Source organism: Paraburkholderia sp. EG286B (assembly GCF_040965655.1).
In the GTDB taxonomy this organism is placed as follows: domain Bacteria; phylum Pseudomonadota; class Gammaproteobacteria; order Burkholderiales; family Burkholderiaceae; genus Paraburkholderia.
The window spans coordinates 420,612-444,840 of the sequence record NZ_JBFRCF010000005.1; the positions used below are offsets into that span (position 1 = coordinate 420,612).

Sequence of the window (24,229 nt, forward strand, 5' to 3'; positions counted from 1 at the left end):
TCTCCCGGCGCGGGCGAGCCCGTAGCATGGGCGTGAAACGCGGCACCTCGCATACAAGTCGCGCACTGATTTCATGGAGACGAACGTGTCGAAAGCCCCCTGGCTCGCCAGCTATGGCGAGATTCCCGCTACCATCGATCCCGACCGGCATCCGTCGCTCGCGCATATGTTCATCGAGGCGATGCGCGAACATGCGCACCGGCCGGCATTGCGCGCGGGCGATACTTCGCTTAGCTACGCCGATGTCGATCGTCTGTCGCGCGATTTCGCGGCGTATCTGCAGCACGCGGGCGTGAAGAAGGGCGACCGCGTCGCCGTGATGTTGCCGAACCTGCTTGCGTTTCCCATCGCGCTGATCGGCATCGTGCGGGCAGGGGCGGTGCAGGTGAACGTGAATCCGCTCTATACGCCGCGCGAGCTTCAGCACCAGCTGGCGGATTCCGGCGCGCAAACGCTCGTGGTGTTCGATGGGGCGCTGCCGACGTTCGATGCGATCAAGGCGAATACGGCCGTCAACACCGTGCTCAGCGTTGCCGCGAGCGATTGCGCAAGCGCGGGCGGCGAGCGCGATGCGCAGCCCGGCTCGTTCGCGGCGGCGCTCGCGCAGGGCGCCGGCTTGCCGTTCGACGCTCCCGCATTGTGCGGCGACGATCCGCTCTTCCTGCAATACACGGGCGGCACGACCGGGCTCTCCAAGGGCGCGCTGCTCACGCATCGCAACCTCGTCGCCAACGTCGAGCAGTTCAAGACCTTCATGCCGGGCTTCATGAACGCGGGCGAGGAAGTCGTCGTCACCGCGCTGCCGCTCTATCACATCTTCGCGCTGACAGTAAATCTCATCACCTACTTCTCGATTGGCGCCGAGAACTGGCTCGTTGCGAACGCGCGCGATCTGGGCAGCATGATCGACGTGTTCAAGGCTGCGCGGCCCACGAGCTTCATGGGCGTGAATACGCTCTATGCGGGGCTCGTTGCGCATCCGCGCATCGGCGAGGTCGATTTTTCGCGGCTGCGGCTCGCGGGCGGTGGCGGCGCGGCGATCATTCCCACGGTGTCCGAGCGCTGGCAGGCCATTACGGGCGGTTTCATCCGCGAAGGCTACGGGCTTTCGGAAACGAGTCCGGTGCTGTCGTTCAACCCGGGGAGCGTCGATCACTTCACCGGCACGACGGGACTGCCGGTGCCCTCCACCGACGTCAAGCTGATGAACGACGGCGTCGAGGCCGCGCCTGGCGAGCCGGGCGAGATCTGCGCGAAGGGCCCGCAGGTGATGCAGGGCTACTGGAACCAGCCCGAGGCCACGCGCGCCGCCTTCACGGACGATGGCTACTTTCGCACCGGCGACGTGGGTATGTTCGACGCGCGCGGCTTCCTGCGCATCGTCGATCGCTCGAAGGACATGATCCTCGTTTCGGGTTTCAATGTGTATCCGAATGAAATCGAGGCGGTCGTGACCGCGTTGCCCGGCGTGGCCGAGTGCGCGTGCGTGGGCGTGGCCGACGAGCGCAGCGGCGAGGCCGTGCGTGTGTTCGTGGTGCCCGCGCGTGAGGCGGCGCTGAGCGAGGAAGCCGTGATCGCGCATTGCCGGGCGCAACTCGCGGCGTACAAGGTGCCGCGCGTGGTGAGCTTCGTCGAGGCGCTGCCGAAATCGACGGTGGGCAAGATCCTGCGGCGGGAATTGCGCGACGCGGGGTGACACGCGGCAGGAGCGCGCTGCGTCGTTCAGCGCGGCGCCGCGCTCTTCGCCTTCTTCACCCCGAGGCGCCCCTTCTTTTCCTTCTTCTTGCCGTCGCGCTCGGCACCCTGCGTCGCCCCGCGCAGCTTGAGCGCGATATCCAGCCGCGCGATCCAGTGCGCATCAGTGAGCTTCGCGCCCAGCAGGGTTTCGATGCGCTCGAGCCGGTAGTCGAGCGTATTCGGATGCACACCTAACGTTTCGGCCGTCTGGCGCCGGCGCTGCCCGCTCGCGAACCATGCTTCGAGCGTGGCGAGCAGGTCCGCCTCGGTCGCCAGTTGCTCGGCGAGCGAAACGAGATAGCGCAGCACGTTGGCGCTGCTGCGCACGCTCTCCTCGATGGCGATCGACGAAAAGCGGTGCACGCGCAGGAAGTTGCCATTTTCTTCGCTGTCGTCCGCGCGGCTGCCACGCGGCGCAAAGTCCACCGCCTTGAGCGCTTCTTCCACCGAGGCCGCCCAGCCGCGCGCCCCTTCGTTCATGAGCCCGATGCCGATGCTGCGCACGCGCGGCTCGGCGCGCGCGAGCGCGGCCGCATGCTCGGCCACGCGCTGATCGTTGCGCGTCATCGAATCGCCGCGCACGCACGGCAGCCAGAACACCAGCCGCTCGCGATGCCACGCACGCACCAGCGCGTCGGGCTTCAGCTCGAAGTGCCGCGCGGCGCTGAGCGCGAAACGGTCGAGCGCATCCTCGCGCACCGAAGGCGCGTGGTCGCGCAAATCGAGATCGACAGCGAGCGCAATGCGCGGCAGCGTGGCGTCGAGGCCGAGCGCCTCGACGGTCTCGCGAAAGCGCGCGGCGTCGTCGGGGGCATGAAACACGAGGTCGTAGAGCTGCTGCAGCAGCGAGCCGCGCCAGCGCGCCTGCTGGTGCTGCTCGTCGAGATAGGCCTCGGCGATGTGCTCGGCCATCGCGTCGAAGTAATCGAGCAGATAAGGCGAAATATCGAATAGCAGTTCATGCGCGAGCGCCGGGTCGGCCTCGGCGAGCTCCGTGCAGGTGCGCCACAACTCACGCGCGCCCAGGCGAAAGGCGCGCAGCAGCGAACGCAGCGGCACGTTCTGGTGGACACGTCGGCGCGCGAACGCCGCAGTCTGATCCATGACTTCGGCTGTGGGCGGCGTGCCGTCGAGCAGGCACTGGAACCACTGGTTCGCGGAAAACGCGATCGACGAGAAGATGTCCTTGCGCGCCGCCGCCGAGAGCGCGCTATAGCCTTCGAGCGAGAGCAGCGTGTCGTAGGTGCGCTGAACAGCCTTGGGCTGGGTCTTGGCGAGCGTGCGAAGCCTGCTGCGCAGGCGTGGGCTGATGGCGGGAACGGGGGGCGGCACGGTGAGTTCGCGGATTCGCGCGGATTCGTTTAGGCGATACCCGCGAGTGTACTCAGCGCCGTGCCGCTGCGTCGAGGGGCGGCGAACGAAACCGGGGCCGTGCAGGCGGCCCCCGGCGGTGCATCGGCACAACGTTCAGAACAACAGCGCGATACCAGCCATGCCGACGAACTGCGAGCGCGTGGACGAAGGCGTGGAGTTCTGCGAGTCGCCAACTGCCGGGCTCGCGTTGACGATGTTGCCCGCGCCGTTCGCGCCGAGCGTCTGGCCGCCCGCGTGCTGGTAGGCCTGCAGCGCATACAGCGTGGTGCGCTTCGAGAGGTGGTACGACTCCTTGAGCGAGTACTGCTGGTAGCGCGCCGCACTCGTGATGCCGTTGGCCTTCGAAGCCAGCGTGTAGGCGAAGCCGCCGCCCACGTCGAAGGCCGGCGTGAAGCGATACACGGCGAGCGCCGCCCAGGTGTTGAAGATGGCCGTGTCGTGGAAGATCGACTTGCCGCCCGCAATGTACTGAACGTTCGAATACGACGCGCCGAGGACCAGGTTGCCGAGCGTGTAGTTGCCGCCCGCCGCGATGTGCTGGACCGCGCTCGCCGAGACATAGCCCGTGTTCAGCGACGACTTGCCGAAGCTGCCCGTCGAGGAACTGTCGAAGCCGCTCGTCAACTGCGCGTTGTCCATGCGCAGGATGGCCGCGGCGAGGCTCACCGGGCCGGCGGAGTAGCGCAGCGCGGCGCTCCACGTCTGGCCCTTGCCGGTGCTGCCCGCAATGCCGCCGAGCGCGTACATGGCGCTGGCCTGCAGGCCGTAAAAGATCGGCGAGGTGTAAGTGGCCGAATTGTTGATGCGCACGGTCGTGTCGAGACCGTCGATATCGCCGGGGTGTGCGCCGGTTGCGCCGGTGAGCCACGAGCTTCCCGTGAGCGGCCCGACGAACAGGTAATACGGCGTGTACTGACGGCCCGCAGTGAACGTGCCGAGGTTCTGGTTCTGCAGGCCCACGTAGGCCTGGCGATTGAAGATCAGTCCGCTCGACGACAGCGCGCCGGTGTTGAGGTCGAAGCCGTTCTGCAGGTCGAAGATCGCGAACGTGCCGCCGCCGAGATCTTCCTTGCCCTGCAGGCCGAACTTCGACGCATACAGGTTGCCCTGGCGCAGATAGACGTTCGAGTGACCGTTCTGGTTGTTGACGTAGGTGATGGCGTCGTCGACGGCGCCGTAAAGCGTGACGCTGCTTTGCGCGAACGCGGGGCTGGCCACGAGGGCTGCGCTAGTCGCGAGGAACGTGCCAAAACCAAAGCCTGCTTTCTTCATCGTTGTGTGTCTCCGGGTGAGATTTGGACTGCTTATTGTTTTCTTTGCTACGCCGCCTGATTTTCAGATCGATGCGGCGTGCGGACTGCTGCGCGAAGTGACTACGGTGACTGCGTTTGAATCAATCCTGCGGTTGGCTCGCGCCCTGTGCGGCGAGTGCGCGCTGGCGCGCCTGCGCTGCGAGGCGCACGGCGGCGTTGGGCGCGCCGTAGCCGTCATAGCCGCCGCGCCGCTCCACGATCTCCAGGAAGAAGCGCTGGTCGAGCGTCTCCGTGTAGGCGTGCAGGAACTCGCCGCCGCGCTCGTCGCGGTCGTAGAGCAGGTTGTGGCTGCGCAGCGCGTCGAGAAACTCGGCGTCGAGCGCGTGGCGCGCGTCGAGATCGTCGTAGTAGTTCGCGGGCACGCGCAGGAGCGGCACGCCGGCCGCCTCGAATTCGGTTACGGCGCGGAAGATGTCGCCGGTGTTGAACGCCACGTGGTTCAGACCCGTGCCGTGGTAGGCACGCACGGTTTCTGCCGCGGCCGTGTGCTGGTCCACCGAGGCGTTGAGCACGACGCGCAGCCCGCGGTCGCGGCTCATGAGCGCGCGGCTGCGCACGAGTCCGTACGGATCGGGCAGCAGCACGGCGGGCGTCGCTTCGAGCCCGAACGCTGACTTCAGGAACAGCACCCACGAATCGAACGAGCCAGCAGGCAGCGAAAGGCTCACGTGATCGATGCCCGCAATCGGTCCCACCTCGACCGGGCCGTCGATATCCGTGAGTGCGAAATCGGCTTCGAAGAGGGTGGGCTCGCCCGGCTGCTCGTTAACGAAATAGTTAAGACTGCCGTCGGGGCCCTGGACGGCGGGCACCACGCGCTCGTTCGGACCCACGCGGCCCGAGAACGGCTGGTAGCCGAATCCCGCAGCGCGTTCGAGCGCGAGGCGCGCATCGTCCACGCGAAACGCCGAGGCGCAAAGCGAGAGCCCATGGCGCTGGAAAAACGCATTGGCGAACGAGTCGGGCTCGGCGTTGAGCACGATCGCGGCCGAGCCGTGCTGATAGAGCGTCACGTCCTTCGAGCGATGCTGGCCTGCGCGGCGGAAATGCAGTTTTTCGAGCCAGTTCGCCACATGCGCGCGCGCGGTGTCGTCGACGGCGAACTCGAGGAATTGCCACTGCGCGTTCGCGGGCGCGGCGCTCGGATGGTAGAGCGCGCTTGCTTCGACATGCTCCGCCTGCAGGGTTTCGCGCGTGAGCGATTCGAGCAGCAAGAGCGAGCGATGGCCGTCGGCGGCCGTGGCGGCGGGCGGCGCGCCGCGAAAACCGTCGTTGAAGATTTCGAGCGAGAGCGGGCCCGTGTAGCCGCTTTTCACCACCTCGGCCGTGAAATCCGCGAGCGCGAAGTCGCCCTGGCCCGGGAAGCAACGATAGTGCCGGCTCCATTCGAGCACGTCCATCTGCATTCTCGGTGCATCGGCGATCTGCACGAAGCCGATGCGCGCGCCCGGAATCGCAGCGATGCCGTCGGGCGCGTCGTCGAGCGAGAGCGTGTGGAAGCTGTCCAGCGCGAGCGTCAGGTTCGCGTGATCGACGGTGTTGACGAGTCGCCACGCGTGGCCATAGGTGCGCACGTGGCGCCCCCATGCAAGCGCCTCATAACAGATCGTCACGCCCGCTTCCCCGGCGGCTTGCGCGAGCGCGCCAAGCTGTTCGGCGGCGAGGCCGTCGTCGCAGATCGTGTCGGCCGAGACATTGCTGCACACCAGCAAACGGTCCGTGCCCAGTTGATGCATCACGTCGAACTTGCGCTTCACGCGTTCGATGTTGCGCGCGAGGCGCTCGGGCGCCACGCCCTCGAAATCGCGGAACGGCTGGTACAGCACGATATCGAGGCCGAGATCGCCGGCCATGCGGCGCACGTCGGCGGGCGAGCCTTCGAAATAGAGCAGATCGTTCTCGAAGATCTCGACGGCGTCGAAGCCCGCGGCGCGGATCGCGGCAAGCTTTTCGGCGAGCGTGCCGCTGATCGACACCGTGGCGATCGAGCGGCGCAGCGCGCGAGAGGGGGTGTGGAGCGGCTTGGACTTGGGCATGGCGAGCGTGCTGACTGCGACTTCGGTGTTGAACAAGGGTCCGGTGCGGCGGCGTGGGGCGGGCGTTTAACTAACTGGCGCACCGCAGACACACTTGCCGCTGGAGTGTCCGAAGGATACGCCAAACTAACTAGTTAGTACAAATTCTGGCAAACCCCAGGTGACCGGTGCACCGCTTCGCGGCACACTGGCGACCATGCGGTGAAACATGCAACGGTTCTCGAGCATGCGCCGTGCCGGTCGTCAAGCTGTTCTGGAGTGTGCGTAATGGGAATGCCTTCGGTGCTGGTCCTGAACGGACCGAACCTGAATCTGCTGGGAACGCGGGAGCCCGCGATCTACGGCGCTGAAACGTTAGATGACGTCGCCAACCTGTGCCGCGAAGCGGCGGGGCGTCTTGGGCTCGAGATCGATTTTCGCCAGTCGAACGCCGAGCATCAGCTGATCGACTGGCTGCATGAAGCGCGCACGCGCGTGGACGGCATCGTCATCAATCCGGCTGCCTATACGCATACGTCGGTGGCGATCGCCGATGCGCTTTCCGCCATAGCGAAGCCCGTGATCGAGGTCCATATCTCGAACGTGCACAAGCGCGAGGCGTTCCGGCACCATTCCTTCGTTTCGCCCATCGCGGAGGCCATCATCGTCGGCTGCGGCACGCAGGGGTATGTGCTCGCGCTGGAGCGCATGGCCACGCTGCTCGCCAAAAAGGTGACGAAATGAGCGCCCAGGACGACGCCAAAACGAATGCGCTGGGCGCGCGCGCAACCGCCAACTCGTTTCTCTGCGGCCTGATCGGCTCGGGCATCGGCGGCTCGCTCACGCCCGCGATGCAGGAGCAGGAAGGCCGCGAACTCGGCTTCCACTATGTGTACCGGCGCATCGACCTCGAGGCGCTGAAGCTCACGCCCGCCGCGCTGCCCGAGCTGTTGCTGGCCGCCGAGCGCATGGGTTTCGACGGTTTGAACATCACCTATCCGTGCAAGCAGGCCGTGATCGAACTGCTCGACGAACTCTCCGACGACGCCCGCGCGCTCGGCGCCGTGAACACGGTGTTGTTCCGCGACGGCAAGCGCATCGGCCACAACACCGACTGGTCGGGTTTCGCGCGCGCGTACCAGCGCGGCCTGCCCGATGTCTCGCTCGAAGCAGTGGTGCAACTGGGCGCGGGCGGCGCGGGCGCGGCGGTCGCCCACGCGGCGCTGCAGATGGGCGCCCAGGCGCTCACGCTGTTCGATGTGGACGCGTCGCGTGCCGAATCGCTCGCCAGCGAATTGCAGGCGCGCTTCCCGGCGGCGCGCGTGAGTGCGGGCGGCGATCTGCGCGAAGTGCTCCAACACGCCACGGGCCTCATACACGCCACGCCCACCGGCATGGCGAAGCTGCCCGGCATGCCGCTGCCTGCGGAGTATCTGCACCAGCGGCTGTGGGTGGCGGACATTGTCTATTTCCCGATCCGCACCGCGCTGCTCGAAGCGGCCGAGGCGCGCGGCTGCCGCACGCTGAGCGGCGGCGGCATGGCGGTGTACCAGGCAGTGGATGCGTTCCGGCTGTTCACGGGCGTCGAGCCCGACGCGGAACGCATGTATGCGCATCTGCAGTCCATGCTGGCGGCGAATGCTGCAGGCGCCGGCGAATAACAACGACAGCGCGCGACGGGCGTCGGCGTCAAGTCGCTGACTCCCGCCGACCGCCTTACAGGCATGGGACGGGAGTAAACGCTAAAGCGCCAACTCCCGTCGACACATCGGAGACGAAGACATGGCACCACCCGTATCCACGGGGCGCGGCGACGCGCCGAACCTTTCCGCAGCCGCGCCCGCCGAGGGCGTCATGCGCCGCTCGAAAGCGCGCTATCGCATCCTGGGCCTGCTGGCCGTCGGCACGATGATCAATTACCTCGATCGCACCGTGCTCGGCATCGCAGCGCCGCAACTCACCAAGGAACTGGGCATCAACGCGGCCCTCATGGGCCTCGTGTTCTCGGCGTTCTCGTGGAGCTACGTCGTCGCGCAGATTCCGGGCGGCGTGTTCCTCGACCGCTTCGGCAGCAAGTTCACCTACTGGCTTTCGATGACGCTCTGGTCGATGTGCACGCTCGCCCAGGGCTTCATCAGCGGAGTGGGGGCGCTGTTCGCGTGCCGTCTGGGTCTGGGCGCCGCGGAATCGCCGTGCTTCCCGACCAACAGCCGCGTGGTCGCCACGTGGTTCCCGCAAAGCGAGCGCGCGTTCGCCACGGGCACCTATACGGTGGGCGAATACATCGGCCTCGCGTTCTTCAGCCCGTTCCTCTTCGCGCTGATGGGCGCGTACGGCTGGCGCTCGCTGTTCTACGTGGTCGGCGGCGTGGGCATCGCGTTCGGCGTCGTGTGGTGGTTCCTGTATCGCGAGCCGCACGAGCACCCCGCGGCCAACCGCGCCGAACTCGACTACATCGAGGCGGGCGGCGGTCTGGCTCGCCACGAGCGCAAGGCCGACACGCAAGCCGCTGCCGGCGAACCGAAAAAGCAGGGCTTCGACTGGCGCATGGCCGGCCAGCTGGTGCGCCGCCGTCAGCTCGCGGGCATCTGCCTCGGGCAGTTCGCGGGCAACTCCACGCTCGTGTTCTTCCTCACGTGGTTCCCGACCTACCTCGCCACCGAGCGCCACATGGGCTGGCTCAAGATCGGCTTCTTCGCGATCATGCCGTTCATTGCCGCGTCGATCGGCGTGATGTTCGGCGGCACGTTCTCCGACTGGATGCTGCGCCGCGGCATCTCGGCCAACGTGGCGCGCAAGCTGCCGATCATCGCCGGTCTACTGCTCGCCTCGACCATCATTCTGGCGAACTTCGTGGACAGCAACGTGGCCGTGATCGCGATCCTTTCGGTGGCGTTCTTCGCGCAAGGGATGGCCGCGCTCGGCTGGACACTCGTTTCGGATATCGCGCCGGCCGGCATGCTCGGTCTCACGGGCGGCATCTTCAACCTGGCGGCCAATCTCGCGGGCATCATCACGCCGCTGGTGGTGGGGCTGATCGTGGGTGCGACCGGCTCGTTCGTCTGGGCGCTCGTGTTCATCGGCGTGATCGCGCTGATCGGCGCGGCCTCGTACATCTTCATCGTGGGCGATATCAAGCGCATCGAGCTGTAAGGCTCGCAGGCCGCCTGCGGGCGGCTTTCAGCGGGATAGCGGGGCGCGGCACCTTCTAAAGGGCCGCGCCCCGCGTGCTAAAATTCCCGGCATTCCTTCCCTGCTGCGGGCCCAAAAAAACATGGCAAGACCGGCGGCTTCGGCCGAACGCAACGATGCTCAATCCGAAAGCCGGCGCAAGTACGATCCCGAGCAGACCAAGCGCAATATCCTCGAAGTGGCGACGGCCGAATTCTCGGCCATGGGTCTCGCAGGCGCGCGTGTAGACGCGATCGCCGAGCGCACCAATACCACCAAGCGCATGCTGTATTACTACTTCGGCAGCAAGGAAGGGCTGTACGAAGCGGTGCTCGACAAGGTCTACGGCGACATCCGCGCGCTCGAACTCGACCTGCACATCGACGAACTGGACCCCATGGAAGGCCTGCGGCGGCTCGTCGAATTCACCTTCGACTATCACGACCGCCATCGCGACTTCGTGCGCCTCGTGACGATCGAGAACATTCACGGCGCGAAGTACATCGAGCGCCTGAAGACCTTCCGCAGCCGCAACGCCAGCGCGATCCGCACGATCGAAGACCTGCTCGCGCGCGGCGTGGCGAGCGGCGCGTTCCGCGAAGACATCGATCCCATCGACCTGCACCTGCTCATCAGCTCGATGTGCTTTCACCGCGTGGGCAACCGCCACACGTTCGGCGCGGCGTTCGGGCGCGACCCCTCGCATCCGCGCCTGCGCGCGCGCCATCGCGAGATGGTCGTCGACGCCACGCTGCGCTTCGTCAAGAAGTAAGGCTCAGCGCCGCGGCCGCCCCGGCCGCTTTGGCCGCTTCCCGAGCGCCTGCCGATGCGGGACGCATTGGCCACGGTGCGCCCGATCCCCGTACGGCGCCGCGCCGGGTCGCCGAAAATTCCCGGCGAACCCTGCAGATTTATCTCCAATAGCCCGGCGAGCCCCGTCCCACGTGGCTGACAGCTAGCATCGCTTGTCCCATAAAAGTGCGCAAACGCATTACACTACGGCGGTCACGGCCGCCGCGTGCGGCCACGCCCAGCGCAGCCGCGCCCCGCCTCGCCGGCAGGGCCGGCGCGCCGGTCCACGCCACCGGAGAGTCTTTAGCGCAATGAGCACCGCCATGCCCCGTTCCGGCCAAGCCGGCCTGCCTCGACAGACTCAGGGTCGCTTCACCCTCGGCACGCGCATCGTCTTCAGCTTCGGCCTGCTGTTCGTGCTGATGCTCGCGATGGCCGCGATCTCGTGGGACCGCCTGCGCGCGATCGATAGCGAGGCGATGAGCCTCACGGGCGATTCGGTGCCGGGCCTGTTCTACGCGACCTCGCTGCGCGCGGCGGCCAACCAGACCTATAGCCTCGTCGAGCGCGCGGCCTTCGTCGATGCCGACGCGGACAGCGTGGCCCACGACCTGTCTGGCCTGCCCGCGGCCCTGGCGCAGGTGGAGGAGACCGCACGGCAGTACGAACGCACGCTGTTTCGCAGCGACGACCGCGAACGCTTCCAGCGCTTTCGCGACGCGTACGCGCGCTATCTGCCGCTGGCAAAGGCGGTAGCGAGCCAGCTGCCCGCCTCGCGCCCGGCTGCGCAGGCCGCGTTCGCGCAGATCGGCCCGGCCTGGCAGGAGGTGCTCGCCACGGCCAACGCGCTCGTCGAGGAAAACCGTCAGCAGGCCGACGAGTCCGCGCAGACCATCCGCAACTCGGTCACCGGCACAGAGATCACGCTCGCCACGGCGCTGGGTATCGTGCTGCTCGCCGCGCTCGCCACGGGTTACGCGCTCTATCGCGCGATCACGGTGCCGATGGCGCGCCTCGTCGAGGTGCACGACTCCATGCGCACCGGCAACCTGTCGCAGCGTCTCGCGCTGAACCGCGGCGACGAATTCGGCGTGCTCGAAGACGGCTTCAACCGCATGAGCGACGAACTGGCCAGCCTCGTCGCCCAGGCGCAGAAGTCGTCGCTGCAAGTCTCGACCTCGGTGGCCGAAGTGGCCGCAACATCGAAGGAGCAGCAGGCCACCGCGAGCGAGACGGCGGCCACCACGACCGAGATCGGCGCGACCTCGCGCGAGATTTTCGCCACGGCGCGCGACCTCGTGCGCACCATGAGCGAGGTCGCGACGGTGGCCGAGCAGTCGGCCGGGCTCGCCAGCACGAGCCAGAGCGGCCTCACGCACATGGAAGACACCATGCGCAGCGTGATGGAAGCGGCGGGCTCGGTGAACGCCAAGCTCGCCATCCTCAACGAGAAGGCCGTGAGCATCAATCAGGTCGTGGCGACGATCACGAAGGTGGCCGACCAGACCAATCTGCTTTCGCTGAATGCGGCGATCGAAGCGGAGAAGGCGGGCGAGTACGGGCGCGGCTTCTCGGTGGTCGCGACCGAAATCCGCCGCCTCGCCGACCAGACGGCCGTGGCGACCTACGACATCGAGCAGACCGTGAAAGAGATCCAGTCGGCGGTGTCGGCGGGCGTGATGGGCATGGACAAGTTCGCGGAAGAAGTGCGGCGCGGCATGCACGACGTGCAGGCCGTGGGCGCGCAGCTTTCGCAGATCATCGGCGCAGTGCAGACGCTCGCGCCGCGCTTCCAGGTCGTCAATGACGGCATGCAGGCGCAGGCCACCAGCGCCGAGCAGATCACCCAGGCGCTCACGCAGCTTTCCGAAGCCGCCCAGCAGACGGCGGAGTCGCTGCGCCAGTCGTCGCAGGCCATTGACAATCTCACGCTCGTCGCCAACGAACTGCGCACCGGCGTGTCGCGGTTCAGGATCGAGGCGTGACGCGGGAGCGGCGATGCTCTTCCTGGTGTTCGAACTGGACGGCGAGCGTTACGCGCTCGATGCCCGCGAGATCGCGCACGTGCTGCCGCTCGCGCCCGTGCGCGCGTTTCCGGGCACGCCCGCGTATATCACCGGTGTGATCGAGTACGAGGGCGCGCCCGTGCCCGTGGTCGATCTGCCGATGCTCGCGCTCGGGCGGCCCGCGCGCGCGCTCATGTCCACGCGGCTCGTGCTCGTCTATGACCGTCAGGACGACGCCGGCCCGGCTGCCGCTCATGCGCCGCCGCGCCGCCTCGCGCTGCTGCTCGAAAGCGCGACGCGCACGCAGTCGATTGCACCCGAGCGCTTTGCCGAAGGCGGCATCGCGACGCCCGAGGCGCGCTGGCTCGGCCCTGTTGCGCGCGACGAGCGCGGCTTCGTACAGTGGGTGAAGGTGGCCCAGCTGCTCGACGCGCGCGTGCGCGCGCGGCTCTTTCCCGATCCGCCTTCGTGGCAAGGCACGCCATGAGACAGGCCGACCCGCGCTTCGCCGCCTGGCTGCTCGACGAAACCGGCATCGACGCCGAATCGCTGGGCGCCAACGCGCTCGCCCGCGCGGTGGGCGCACGGGCGGCGGTGACGCTCGAGGTCCACGCCGACCTGCATCCGGCGCTCACGCGCAAGGAGTGGATGAGCGGCGCCGCGCTGCCCGAATGGGCGCGCGAAGCTTACTGGCAGCGTCTCACGACTACGCCTGCCGAGCGCCAGGCGCTGATCGACGCGCTCGTGGTGCCCGAGACCTGGTTCTTTCGCGAGCGCGAGGCCTTCGCGGCGCTCGCGCGCCTCGGCGCCAAGCGGCTGGCCGCGCAGCCCGGCGACGTGCTGCGCGTGCTGAGCGCGCCGTGCTCGAGCGGCGAGGAGCCGTACTCGGCGGCCATGGCGCTGTTCGACGCGGGCCTCGCGCCCGGGCAATCCGCCATCGACGCGATCGACATCAGCGGCCAGTCGATCGCGGCGGCCGCGCGCGGCGTCTATGGCCGCAATGCGTTTCGCGGCGACGGCCTCGCGTTTCGCGAGCGCTATTTCGAGGCGGCGCCGGACGGCTGGCGGATCGCCGCGACGGTGCGCCGGGCGGTGACTTTCGAGCGCGCGAACCTGTTCGAATGGCTCGCCCCGCATCCGGTGCGCTACGACTTCATTTTTTGCCGCAACGTGCTGATCTATTTCGACCGCGCCTCGCAGGACCGCGCCATCAACTTGCTGCGTGCGCGGCTCACGGCGGGCGGCATGATCTTCGTCGGACCGGCGGAAACCGGGCTGATGATGCGCCACGAGATGGTGTCCGCCTATATTCCGCTCGCGTTCGGTTTCCGCGCGCCGGAACCCGGTGCGACGGCGGATCATCAACATCCGGCGAGCCCGGCGGCCGCCGTGCCGCCCGGGCTCACGCCGCTGCCGGTGATGGCCGCCACGGCAGCGGCGCCCGCCCTCGGCAGCGCGCCGGTGTTCGCGCCGCTGGACGCGCCCGTGGCCGCGGCAGCACGCGGGTCCGCGCCGTCGCGGCTCTCGCTGCGGCCCTTGCACGGCGCGCCGGCTCCGCGCGCGGCGGCTGTCGTGAATGGTCATGCGGCGGGAGGGCCGTCCACCGGCGCCACGCCCGAAGCCGCGCTCGCCGACGCGCGGCGTCTGGCCGATGCCGGCGCGCTCGACGAGGCCGAGCGCCTCGCCACGCAAGCGGCGCAGGCGCTGACGCAGAACGCGGGCACCTGGTATCTGCTAGGCCTGATCGCCGATGCGCAGGGCCGCGCAGCCGTTGCGCTTGCGCACTATCGCAAGGCCATCTATCTGGAGCCTTCGCACTATGAGGCGCTCACGCATCTGGCGGCGCTGCTCGAAGTGCAGGGCGATGCCGAAGGTGCGCGCCGGCTGATGCGCCGTGCGCAGCGAGCCGCACAGGAAGTCGCTCAGCGCGGCGAAGCGGACGCAGGAGGCTCGCATGCCTGAGCGCGAACTAGAACAGGACTTCGCGCCGGCGGCGCAACTGCCCGAGCAGTGCTGGAAAGTCATCGGCACGCTGGGCGACAACTCGTGCCCGCGCCTCGAAACATGCGTGCGCTGCCTGAACTGCCCGGTTTTCGAAGCAGCGGCGGCGCGCATGCTCGACCGTCCCGCGCCGCTTGCGCCGTCCGCGCTTGAGCTCGACCGCGCGCCTGAGTCCGCGGACACGCGCACGCGCGAGCAAGGCTCGCTCGTGTTCCGCGTGGGCGGCGAGTGGCTCGCGCTGCCCGCCACCGCGCTGCGCCAGGTGCACGAGGCGCGCGCCATCCACACGCTGCCGCACCGGCGCAGCGCCGCCGTGCTGGGCGTCGTGAACGTGCGCGGCGTGCTCACGCTCGCGGTATCGCTGGCGGCGCTGCTGCGCATCGATGCCGCGGCGGCCGGCGCACCGTCGCGCGCCGCCACGCCGCGCCTGCTCGTGACCGAATGGGCGGGCGCGACGACGGCGTTTCCCGTCGATGCCGTGGAGGGCGTGGCGAGCTTCGGCGCCGACGCGCTCCTGCCTGCGCCCGCCACGCTCGCGCAGTCGGTCGGGCGGCACGTGCGCGGCGTGACGCACTGGCGCGGCCGTTCGGTGGGCGTGCTCGATGCCGAGGTGCTATTCGATGCGCTTGCAAGGAGTTTGCGATGAGCGACGACGAACTGAGCCGCCGCTCGCTGCTCGACCTCTTCCATGAGGAGGCGGCGGCGCAGACGCGCACGCTTTCCGCGGGCCTGCTCGCGCTGGAGTCCGCGCCGGAAGATGCCGCCACGCTCGAAGCCTGCATGCGCGCGACGCACTCGCTCAAGGGCGCCGCGCGCATCGTCGGCCTGCCGGAGGCGGTCGAGGTGGCGAGCGCGATGGAGGACTGCTTCGTGGCCGCGCAGCGCGGCGAACTGCGCATCGACGCGGCGCGCATCGATGCATTGCTCGTCGGCATCGACTTGCTGAGCGCGGCAGGCGATGCCGCGGCGCCCCCGCTTTCGCACGAGGCGGTCGCGGCATTCGTCGCGCGTCTGCAGGGCGGGGCGCAGCCCGACGTGTCCAAACCCGCGGCCGACGTCGCCGCGAGCGTACCGGCAACCGACGACCTCGCCGCGCTGGCGGCGTCACTGCGTCTGCCCGAGCCAGAGCCGGAGGCGGTCGCATCTGGCGACGTCGAACCCGTGCCGCTGGCGCAACCCTCGCCCCCCCGTTCTGCCGACGCCGAGCGCATGCTGCGCGTACGCGCCGGCACGCTCGACCGCTTGCTCGGCTTCGCGGGCGAATCGCTGGTGGCGTCGCGCCGCATGCGGCCGTTTGCGGAGGGGCTCTTGCGCACGCGCCGCGCGCAGGGCGACGTGCTCGCGGCGCTGGGCCAGTTCCAGGAACGCCACGGAGATGCGCTCGACGTCGATGCGCGCGCCGCGCTCGCAGCAATTCGCAATGCAGTAGGGTCGCTGGATCGTCAGCTATCCGAACGATTCGACGACGTCGATCGCATCGACCGGCGCGGCACGCAACTCGCGCAACGCCTCTACGACGAGGCCCTGCAATGCCGCATGCGGCCGTTCGGCGACACGGCGCACACCTATCCGCGCGTGGTGCGCGACCTTGCACGCTCGCTCGGCAAGCGCGTGCGCTTCGCGATTGTGGGCGAGTCGACGCAAGTGGACCGCGACATCCTCGAAATGCTCGACGCGCCGCTCGGCCACCTGCTGCGCAATGCGCTCGACCACGGTATCGAGGATCCCGCAACGAGACGGCGCGCGGGCAAGCCCGAAGAGGCGAGCCTCACGCTCGAAGCGCGCCATAGCGCCGGCAAGCTGCTGATCGCCGTGGCCGACGACGGCGCGGGCATCGATCTGGACGCATTGCGCGCGAGCATCGTCTCGCGCTCGCTCGCGCAGCCCCAGGCCGTGGCCGCGATGTCCGACGCCGAGCTGTTCGACTTCCTGCTGCTGCCGGGCTTCTCGCTGCGCGACACCGTCACCGACGTGTCGGGCCGCGGCGTCGGCCTCGACGCCGTGCAAAACTTCGCGAAGGCCGTGCGCGGCACGGTGCGCATCGAGAGCGCGGCCGGGCGGGGCACGCGCTTCGTGCTGCAGTTGCCGCTCACGCTCTCGGTGGTGCGCAGCCTGATCGTCGAGGTCGCGGGCGAGGCCTATGCGTTCCCGCTCGCGCACGTGCGCCGCGCGCTCAGCGTGCCGCGCAGCACGATCGAGATGCTCGAAGGCCAGCAGCACATTGCCTTCGAAGGGCGGCCCGTGGGGCTCGTGACCGCGCGCCAGCTGCTCGGCGCGGGTGCCGAAGCCACGACCGCGGCAGACCTGAACGTCGTGCTGGTGGGCAGCGAGGCGGGCCTCTATGGCGTGGCCGTGGACCGCTTCGCGGGCGAGCGTACGCTCGCCGTGCAGCCGCTCGACGCGCGTCTGGGCAAGGTGCGCAACGTCTCGGCGGCGGCGCTGCTCGACGACGGCGAGGTCGTGCTGATCGTCGACGTGGAGGACATCGTGACGTCGGTTGCGCGGCTCGTGCGCGACGGCCAGCTCGCGGGCGTGGCGCGCGGCGGCGCACACGATGGGGCGCGCGCTCGCAAGCGCATTCTGGTTGTCGAGGACTCCTTGACGGTGCGGGAGCTGGAGCGCAAGCTGCTCGAAAAACGCGGCTACGACGTCACGGTGGCGGTGGACGGCATGGACGGCTGGAGCACCTTGCGCAACGCGCACTTCGACCTCGTCATCACCGACGTCGACATGCCGCGCATGGACGGCATCGAACTCGTCACGATGATCAAGGGGGACGCGATGCATCGCAACGTGCCGGTGATGATCGTTTCGTACAAGGATCGTGAAGACGACCGGCGGCGCGGCCTCGACGCGGGCGCCGACTACTATCTGACCAAGGGCAGCTTCCATGACGAAGCGCTGCTCGACGCAGTGAACGACCTGATCGGAGAGGCGGCAGGATGAACATCGGTATCGCCAACGACATGCCGCTAGCGGTCGAGGCGCTGCGTCAGGCCATCGCGACGCGGCCGGGCCATCGCGTGCTGTGGGTCGCCGCGAACGGCGAAGATGCGGTGCAGTTCTGCGCGGCGCAGGTGCCCGACGTGATCCTCATGGATCTCGTGATGCCGAAGCTCGACGGCGTGGAGGCCACGCGGCAGATCATGGCGCGCTCGCCGTGCCCCATTCTGATCGTCACGAGCAGCGTAGGCGCGAACGCCTGGCGCGTGTACGAGGCGATGGGCGCGGGCGCGCTCGATGCCGTCGATACCCCCACGCTTGCCGGGCCCGATACACGCCGCACCATGGACCTGCTGCTCGCGAAGATCGAGCAGATCGGGCGCGTTTCAGGCGCGCTCGATCTCGCCGCGCGCACGCCGGCGTTCAGCGCTGCCGGCATGGCAAAAGCACCGCTCATTGCGATCGGCGCCTCGGCGGGCGGGCCCAGCGCGCTCGCCGCCGTGCTCGGCGCGCTGCCCGCCAGTTTCGGCGCGAGCATCGTGATCGTGCAGCACGTGGACCAGTCGTTCGCCGCGGGCATGGCCGCCTGGCTCGACGGCCAGACGCCGCTCACGGTGCGCATCGCGCTCGAAGGCGAACAGCCCGAGCCCGGCTGCGTGCTGCTCGCCGCGACCAACGATCATCTGCGCATGACAGCGGGCGGCAAGCTGGCTTACACTCGCGAGCCGGCCGACACACCCTACCGTCCCTCCGTCGACACGTTCTTTCACAGCCTCGTCGAGTCCTGGACCGGCGAGGCGATCGGCGTGCTGCTCACGGGCATGGGGCGCGACGGCGCCATCGGCCTGAAGGCGATGCGCGCCAAGGGCTGGCACACCATCGCCCAGGACGAGGCGACGAGCGCCGTATACGGCATGCCCAAGGCGGCGGCCGCGCTGTTCGCCGCGCGCGCGATCCTGCCGCTCGGCGCCATTGCCGCCGAGCTTGCGAGCCGGGTGAAACTACTGCATCAACCCGCCGGCTAGACGCCAGCCATCACGAGACGCGACCGATATCATGACCGAGAAGTCCAATCTTCCCACCAGCGCAAACGTTGCCGACGGCATCGGGCCGGACGTCGGCGTCGACGCGGGTCTCGACCCTGGCAGCGCCGACGACGCTTCGCTCGCCGTCGCGCTGGAGGCCGTGCGCAGCGCGCTGGAGCAGACGCTGCCCGCCGCCGACATGCCGATGATGGTGCTGCTGGTGGACGACCAGGCGATCGTGGCGGAGGCCGTGCGCCGGGCGCTCGCCAGCGAGCGCGAGATCGATTTCCACTACTGCGCGCATCCCGACCAGGCCGTGCGCATGGCCGAGGAAGTGCGCCCGACCGTGATCCTGCAGGACCTCGTGATGCCGGGCACCGACGGCCTCACGCTCGTGCGCGCCTACCGCGCGAACGAAGCGACGCGCGACGTGCCGATCATCGTGCTCTCCACCAAGGAAGAACCCGCCATCAAGAGCGCGGCGTTCGCCTCGGGGGCCAACGATTACCTCGTCAAGCTGCCGGACAGCGTCGAGCTGATCGCGCGCGTGAAATATCATTCGCGCTCCTACGTAAGCATGCTGCAGCGCGACGAGGCCTATCGCGCGCTGCGCCGCTCGCAGCAGGAACTGCTGCGGGCGAACCTCGAGCTGCGCCGCCTCACGCATTCGGATGGCCTGACCGGCCTCTCGAACCGGCGCTATCTGGACGAATTCCTGAGCGCCGAGTGGAAGCGGGCGGAGCGCGAGCGCACCGAAGTGTCGCTGCTGATGATCGACGTGGACTACTTCAAGCCCTACAACGACACCTACGGCCACGTGGCAGGCGACAACGTGCTGCGCTCGGTGGCGACGACGATCCGCCGCGAGATACGTCAGCCGCGCGACCTCGTGGCGCGCTTCGGCGGCGAAGAGTTCGCCGTGGTGCTGCCGGGCACGGGCAGCGCGGGCGCGCGGCTGCTCGCCGAGAAAATGCGCCGCGACGTGGTGGGGCTCGCGTTGCCGCACGTGGGCTCCGCCGTGAGCGAGCACCTCACGATCAGCATCGGCGTGGCGACGCTCACGCCCGCGCCGGGGCTCGCGGAAACCGCGCTGATCGAGGAAGCCGACGCCGCGCTGTATCGTGCAAAGCGGGACGGCCGTAATCGCGTGGCGTTTTCCACGCACGCGTCGGGGCGGCCGTAAAGCCGCGGCGCCTCAAGCTGGCGTCCAGTCGTACATGAGGATCCTGGCGCGCGCGTCGTCCTCCACGAGCACCACGTAATCGCCGTTATCGCGCTGCGCGGCGCTCATGCCCATATAGATGTCCACCCAACCGCTCGTGTTGCCCACGTTCGCACCGGGCGTCATCGAGCCGACGATCTGGCCGCTGCGCGCGTCGTACACGTCGACCTTCTGCGTGTAGAGCTCCGCGATGAACACGTAGTTGCCGGCCACGGCGATTCCCACCGTCGTCACCTGCGGGCTGCTGCCCGTATTCCAGGGCAATGACGCCTGCCACGTGAGCGTGGGCGAACCGCTCGACCAGTTGTCGTAACGCGCGAGCACGGGCCCCGCTTCCTTCCAGTGCGACGCATCCCACGGAATGTTCGCGGTGAAGCCGGTGATGTACATCGTGTCGGTTTCGGCCACGTAGACGATCCGCGCGATGCGGTTGAACGGCGCCGGCATCGGGAACATCTTCGACGATGCGTAGGTGTACTGCGGATTGCCCTGCACGTCGAGCCCTTGCATCGGCATCTCGCGAATCCCCGAAAGGGGCGTGGCGAGCCACACGTTGCCGGGCGTGTCCACCCACCAGTAGCCGTTGCCGACGGTCGCGCCCGTCGAGGGGTTCGAGGCGATCTCGCTGGCGTCCACGTGGCCGTCGCCGTTCGCATCGCGCCACATCCACTCGCCGTAGGTCGGCTGGCCGGCGGGCCAGTTGCCGGGCATCGGATTCTGGGCGAGCAGGCCCGAGGGAATCGCGACTTCGCCATCGGTTGAAGGCGAGAAGCGGTAGATGTTCAGGTAGTGTGCGTACTGGTCGAGCGTATAGAGGAATGGCTGGCCATTGAAGCGGCGCACCATGGGCGAGCCGCGCACGCCGCGCGTGGAGTGCAGCGCGGGATCGTCGGGATACGCGAAGCGGTTGAGCGTGAAGCCCGCATAGGTCCATTGCTTGCCGGGCGCCTGGCGGTAGTCGAGCGTGAAGCGCTTCGAGCCGGTGAAGACGTTCGCGGTGTTGGCGGGGTCGAAGGCGGCGGCATCGACGAAGGTCAGGCCATCGAGGCGCCAGCCCAGCGTACGTGTGCCCATCGCGTAACTTTCGAGCACCGCCCCCTGACCGACGAGCGCGGTGCCGTACGGCCGCGGCCCCTGGCCGTTTTGCGCGACGTACAGGTTGCCCGCCTGGTCGTAGCCGATGCTGGTGATGCCGTTGAAGCGCCAGTCGCCGGGCGTGCCCTCCACGACGTGGAAGATGCCCTGGCGCGTGCCGAGCGTACCCGCGGCCGCCATCTGGCCGCTCGACGCGCGGGCGTAAAGCAGAATCTGCTGCGAGGGGCCGTTGTCGGCAATCGAGAGTTGGCCGGAAGGCGCGAACGCAAGGTCGGTGGGCACGCTGCCCGCGGGCAGCACGGGCGCATCGTTGAGCGCGGTGCCGTCCTTGCGGTAGTGACCGATGCTCGATCCGTTCGCGTCCTGCATGCCCTGGATCACCCAGAGCGTGCCGTCCGTGGCCAGCGCGATGCGGCCCGGCGTCGGCACGGAGAAAGCACGCATCTGACGCATGGTTTGCGCGTCGTAGACCACGATGCGGCTGTCCGCGGTATCGGCAACGTACAGCTCGGCGTCGGTGGCGGCCAGGCCGCGCACGGCGCCGTCGCTGCTGCCCGGCGCCGCGAGCACGCGCAGGAAGCTGTTTTTCGTCGCGTTCGCGCTGTTGCCGATGCCGCTCGCAAACGGCGCGCCCTGCGCCACGTTCGAGCGCAGCCGGCGCGTCACGCCGAACCACGTCTGGTTGGCGGGCGGATAGTCCGCGCCCACGAGAGCGTTGCTCTGGTTGCCGATCGACATCGCGGCATAGACGTAAGTGCTGTTCGCCGCGATGGCGTCGCCGCCCGCATTGCCCCAGCCGTGCGTGTTGCCGGCCACGGCGAGCTTGTCTCCGCCGCGGTAGACGCCGATCTCGCTGCCGCTTTCGTCCCAGGGCGCGTTCGCGTAGACGGTGCCGTCGGGCGCGACGGCAATCGCCTGGACGTCCTGCTGCATCCACTTGCCGTCGCCGAAACCGAAGCTGTTGCCGATCCAGGACGTGGTGTAGTTGAGCGTGCTTTGCGCAACGCAGGGTTGAATGGCGAGACCTTGCAGCGCAACCGACAAGGCAATGAGGCGAGCAGCATTTTTCACTTGAATTCCCATCAATCACGAACCTGCCGCAGGGTGCGCGGCAGTTGGGCGTGATGCTCGCATGCGCTTTTAAGGAAATAATTCAAATATTATTCAATGCGGGTAATGTGGCGTTTTTTTATGCGGATGCGGTGAATGGGGCACCCGCGTGGCGCAAAATCGCTCGAGCGCCGCGCAAAAGGGGAATTTCGCCGCCCGCGGGAATAATCCGCGCCCGCCGCGCGTTAGCCCCCGCATCTCCACCCAATCAGCATCGATTCACGATCATGAAGTTTCGCGGGCCGCTCGACGAGCCGCCGGTTTCCGAAGCCGATATCCAGGCCTATAGCGACGGCACGCTTGCCGGCGCGCGGGCGGCGCACGTGCGGCGCTACCTCGCGGGCAAGCCCGGCGAATGGCATCGCATCCTGTTCTACCGGCGCCTGAACGCGCAGATCCGCGATGCTTACCCGGCGCCGGGTGCGCCGGGTGCGTCGACCGCGCAGGCGGCGCACTCGCGCACCGCCCCAGCCCGAAGCAGGCGGGTGTTGCGCTACGCTATCGCCCTCGCGGCCGCCCTGGCGATGACGGGCGCCGCAGTGGCGTGGATCGGCGTGACCGAGCCGTCGCAGCAAGTGCTGAACAATGCCGCGGTGATGGCGCTGATGGAAGCCGAAAACGCGCAGCCGGAGGCGCTGGAAGCGGGCGCGGCGCGTGCGCCGTTCGATTTCGGCGCGGCGGGCCTGCACTTTCTCGGCGGCGGCGAAGTGCGGGTCGGCCCGTTCGCGAGGGCGCAGCGCTATGTCTACGAGAACAACCAGGGCGAGCGCGTGGTGCTGCTCGCGAGCCGTGCCTGGCTGGCCGGCGCGGCGCCGCAGTGGAGCGCCCACCGCGCGGGTCCGCTGCGGCTCCTGATGTGGCGCGAGCGCGGCACGCGCTGGGTGCTCGCGGGCAACGCCCAAACGCGCGGCTTGATGCGCGCGGCGGATCTCGCGACGCTCGCCACGCAGCCGGCGCATGAAGGCGAAGGATCGTGAACCTGCCCGACGATGCAAACCGCGCAATGACCCTTGCGGCAATCCAGGATGAAACATGGACATCCGTGACGAGCTGATAGAACACGTGCCGCGCCTGCGACGCTACGCGCGCGCGCTGATCAACAACCGCGAGCTCGCCGACGACCTCGTGCAGGACACGCTCGAGCGCGCCATCGCCCGCACGGAGTTGTTTCGTTCGGGCACCGACCTGCGCGCCTGGCTTTTCACGATCATGCACAACCTGTTCGTGAACCAGGTGCGCAAGTCGGCGGCACGCGGCGCGCACGTTTCCGTCGACGACGACAGCGTGCCCGAAACCGACTATGCCGTGCCCGCCACGCAGACGGGCGCGCTCGAAGTGCGCGATCTGGACTTCGCGCTGCAGCGCCTGCCCGTGGAGCAGCGCGAGGTGGTGCTTCTGGTAGGACTGGAGGAGATGAGTTACGCCGATGTCGCATTGGCGCTCGACATACCGATCGGCACGGTCATGTCGCGTCTGTCGAGGGGACGTGAGCGCTTGCGGGCGCTCATGGCCGGTTCCGTCCCGCGTGCGAATCTGAAGGTGGTGCGATGAGCGAGCAACAAAATCCAGTCACGCAAGACGAGATCCACGCCTACGTGGACGGCACGCTTTCCGAGGCGCGCCGCGCCGACGTGGAGCGCGAGCTCGAGCGCAACCCCGAGCTTGCCGCGCGCGCGAGCGACTTCTTCGCGCTCAACAACCTGCTGCACGAGCGTTACGACCGTGTGCTCAACGAGCCGCTGCCCGCGCGCCTGCGCGTGGCCGCTCCCGAACCCGGGTCGCAAGCGGTGCGAGACACGCGCCCGGCGGCGAACTGGCCGCGCTTCGCGGGCCTTGCGGCGGCGCTGGTGCTGGGCGTGGGAATCGGGTGGGGCATGCACTACGGCATGAGCGGCACGGGCGGAGCCGCAGGCGCGGCTGGCGGCGGCGAGCTGCGGGCGGTGAGCGCGGACAACTCCATGCGCTTCGCGCAGCAAGCGGCGTTGGCGCATGTGGTCTACATGCCGACGGTGGCGCGGCCCGACACGATGGACGTCAGCCAGGAGCAGGACTTCGTGAAGTGGCTCGCGAACCGGCTCGGCACCAACGTGCACGCGCCGATGCTCTCGAAGAGCGGGTTCGAGCTTTCGGGGGGGCGCTTGTTGCCGGCCGACGACGGCGGCGAAGTTGCGCAGTTCATGTATCACAACGCGCGAGGCGAGCGGGTGACGCTGTGTATCTCGCACCGTAAGACGAGCGCCAACACGACCGCGTTCAAGCTTTATCAGGACGGGCCGGTGAATGTGTTTTATTGGGTGGATGGCGACTTTGGTTATGCGCTTTCGGGCGGGATCGACCGTAAGGAGCTGCTGCAGCTTGCGCATGATGTTTATGCGCAGCTGACGCCGCGGTGAGGGTTGGTCTTTTGTTGTTGTTCCTGGCCGGG

General features: G+C 68.3%; 19 protein-coding genes. 15 read left to right on the forward strand and 4 right to left on the reverse strand.

Annotation, left to right across the window (positions count from 1 at the left end; translation table 11 throughout):
• Positions 1–85: 85 nt before the first annotated feature.
• Positions 86–1,696 (forward strand): AMP-binding protein, encoded by a 1,611-nt coding sequence (locus AB4Y42_RS13520; RefSeq protein ID WP_368694468.1) that lies wholly within the window; start codon positions 86–88, stop codon positions 1,694–1,696.
• A gap of 26 nt (positions 1,697–1,722) precedes the next feature.
• Here the strand turns inward: AB4Y42_RS13520 and AB4Y42_RS13525 are convergent, their stop codons facing one another.
• From AB4Y42_RS13525 to AB4Y42_RS13535, 3 genes are all read right to left on the reverse strand, one after another.
• A complete protein-coding gene (locus tag AB4Y42_RS13525) occupies positions 1,723–3,069 on the reverse strand; it encodes a PucR family transcriptional regulator (protein WP_368694469.1) in 1,347 nt (448 codons plus the stop codon).
• A gap of 135 nt (positions 3,070–3,204) precedes the next feature.
• Positions 3,205–4,383 carry a porin gene (locus tag AB4Y42_RS13530; protein WP_368690545.1) on the reverse strand — a complete coding sequence of 393 codons (1,179 nt, stop codon included), beginning with the start codon at positions 4,381–4,383 and terminating at the stop codon, positions 3,205–3,207.
• A gap of 121 nt (positions 4,384–4,504) precedes the next feature.
• Complete coding sequence (locus tag AB4Y42_RS13535) at positions 4,505–6,421, reverse strand: bifunctional sugar phosphate isomerase/epimerase/4-hydroxyphenylpyruvate dioxygenase family protein (protein WP_368694540.1); 1,917 nt, start codon at positions 6,419–6,421, stop codon at positions 4,505–4,507.
• A gap of 306 nt (positions 6,422–6,727) precedes the next feature.
• On the opposite strand from AB4Y42_RS13535, the gene aroQ reads away from it, so the two are divergent.
• The 11 genes from aroQ (at position 6,728) to AB4Y42_RS13590 (ending at position 19,560) form a co-directional block, all read left to right on the forward strand.
• A complete protein-coding gene (aroQ, locus tag AB4Y42_RS13540; protein WP_158762774.1) occupies positions 6,728–7,183 on the forward strand; it encodes a type II 3-dehydroquinate dehydratase in 456 nt (151 codons plus the stop codon).
• Entirely contained in the window at positions 7,180–8,100 is a 921-nt protein-coding gene (locus AB4Y42_RS13545) for a shikimate dehydrogenase (protein WP_368694470.1), read from the forward strand. The genes aroQ and AB4Y42_RS13545 overlap by 4 nt, the downstream gene beginning before the upstream one ends.
• A gap of 193 nt (positions 8,101–8,293) precedes the next feature.
• Complete coding sequence (locus AB4Y42_RS13550; RefSeq protein WP_368694541.1) at positions 8,294–9,592, forward strand: MFS transporter; 1,299 nt, start codon at positions 8,294–8,296, stop codon at positions 9,590–9,592.
• A gap of 121 nt (positions 9,593–9,713) precedes the next feature.
• Positions 9,714–10,382, forward strand: a complete 669-nt coding sequence (locus tag AB4Y42_RS13555; protein WP_368694471.1) for a TetR/AcrR family transcriptional regulator — start codon at positions 9,714–9,716, stop codon at positions 10,380–10,382.
• A gap of 331 nt (positions 10,383–10,713) precedes the next feature.
• Positions 10,714–12,387 (forward strand): methyl-accepting chemotaxis protein, encoded by a 1,674-nt coding sequence (locus AB4Y42_RS13560; protein ID WP_368694472.1) that lies wholly within the window; start codon positions 10,714–10,716, stop codon positions 12,385–12,387.
• Between the two features lie 13 nt (positions 12,388–12,400).
• On the forward strand, positions 12,401–12,895 hold the full coding sequence (locus AB4Y42_RS13565; RefSeq protein WP_368694473.1) for a chemotaxis protein CheW: 495 nt from the start codon (positions 12,401–12,403) through the stop codon (positions 12,893–12,895).
• Positions 12,892–14,370 (forward strand): CheR family methyltransferase, encoded by a 1,479-nt coding sequence (locus tag AB4Y42_RS13570; RefSeq protein WP_368694474.1) that lies wholly within the window; start codon positions 12,892–12,894, stop codon positions 14,368–14,370. Before AB4Y42_RS13565 ends, AB4Y42_RS13570 begins: the two co-directional genes overlap by 4 nt.
• On the forward strand, positions 14,363–15,055 hold the full coding sequence (locus AB4Y42_RS13575; RefSeq protein WP_368694475.1) for a chemotaxis protein CheW: 693 nt from the start codon (positions 14,363–14,365) through the stop codon (positions 15,053–15,055). Before AB4Y42_RS13570 ends, AB4Y42_RS13575 begins: the two co-directional genes overlap by 8 nt.
• Entirely contained in the window at positions 15,052–17,355 is a 2,304-nt protein-coding gene (locus AB4Y42_RS13580; protein WP_368694476.1) for a hybrid sensor histidine kinase/response regulator, read from the forward strand. Before AB4Y42_RS13575 ends, AB4Y42_RS13580 begins: the two co-directional genes overlap by 4 nt.
• Entirely contained in the window at positions 17,352–18,377 is a 1,026-nt protein-coding gene (locus AB4Y42_RS13585) for a chemotaxis response regulator protein-glutamate methylesterase (protein WP_368694477.1), read from the forward strand. Before AB4Y42_RS13580 ends, AB4Y42_RS13585 begins: the two co-directional genes overlap by 4 nt.
• Before the next feature lie 199 nt (positions 18,378–18,576).
• Positions 18,577–19,560: a diguanylate cyclase gene (locus AB4Y42_RS13590; RefSeq protein WP_368690591.1), complete on the forward strand. Its 984-nt coding sequence runs from the start codon at positions 18,577–18,579 to the stop codon at positions 19,558–19,560.
• A gap of 12 nt (positions 19,561–19,572) precedes the next feature.
• On the opposite strand, the gene AB4Y42_RS13595 is transcribed toward AB4Y42_RS13590, so the two are convergent.
• The gene (locus tag AB4Y42_RS13595) at positions 19,573–21,627 is read right to left on the reverse strand and encodes a hypothetical protein (RefSeq protein ID WP_368694542.1); all 2,055 of its coding nucleotides are present in this window, start codon (positions 21,625–21,627) and stop codon (positions 19,573–19,575) included.
• Between the two features lie 404 nt (positions 21,628–22,031).
• On the opposite strand from AB4Y42_RS13595, the gene AB4Y42_RS13600 reads away from it, so the two are divergent.
• From AB4Y42_RS13600 to AB4Y42_RS13610, 3 genes are read left to right on the forward strand one after another with little or no spacing between them, the layout of a single operon-like run.
• On the forward strand, positions 22,032–22,781 hold the full coding sequence (locus AB4Y42_RS13600) for a transcriptional regulator (protein ID WP_368694478.1): 750 nt from the start codon (positions 22,032–22,034) through the stop codon (positions 22,779–22,781).
• 55 nt (positions 22,782–22,836) lie between these two features.
• Positions 22,837–23,355, forward strand: a complete 519-nt coding sequence (locus AB4Y42_RS13605; protein WP_028205375.1) for a sigma-70 family RNA polymerase sigma factor — start codon at positions 22,837–22,839, stop codon at positions 23,353–23,355.
• Positions 23,352–24,197, forward strand: coding sequence for an anti-sigma factor (locus tag AB4Y42_RS13610; protein WP_368690534.1), 846 nt, complete (start codon positions 23,352–23,354; stop codon positions 24,195–24,197). Before AB4Y42_RS13605 ends, AB4Y42_RS13610 begins: the two co-directional genes overlap by 4 nt.
• Positions 24,198–24,229 lie beyond the last annotated feature (32 nt).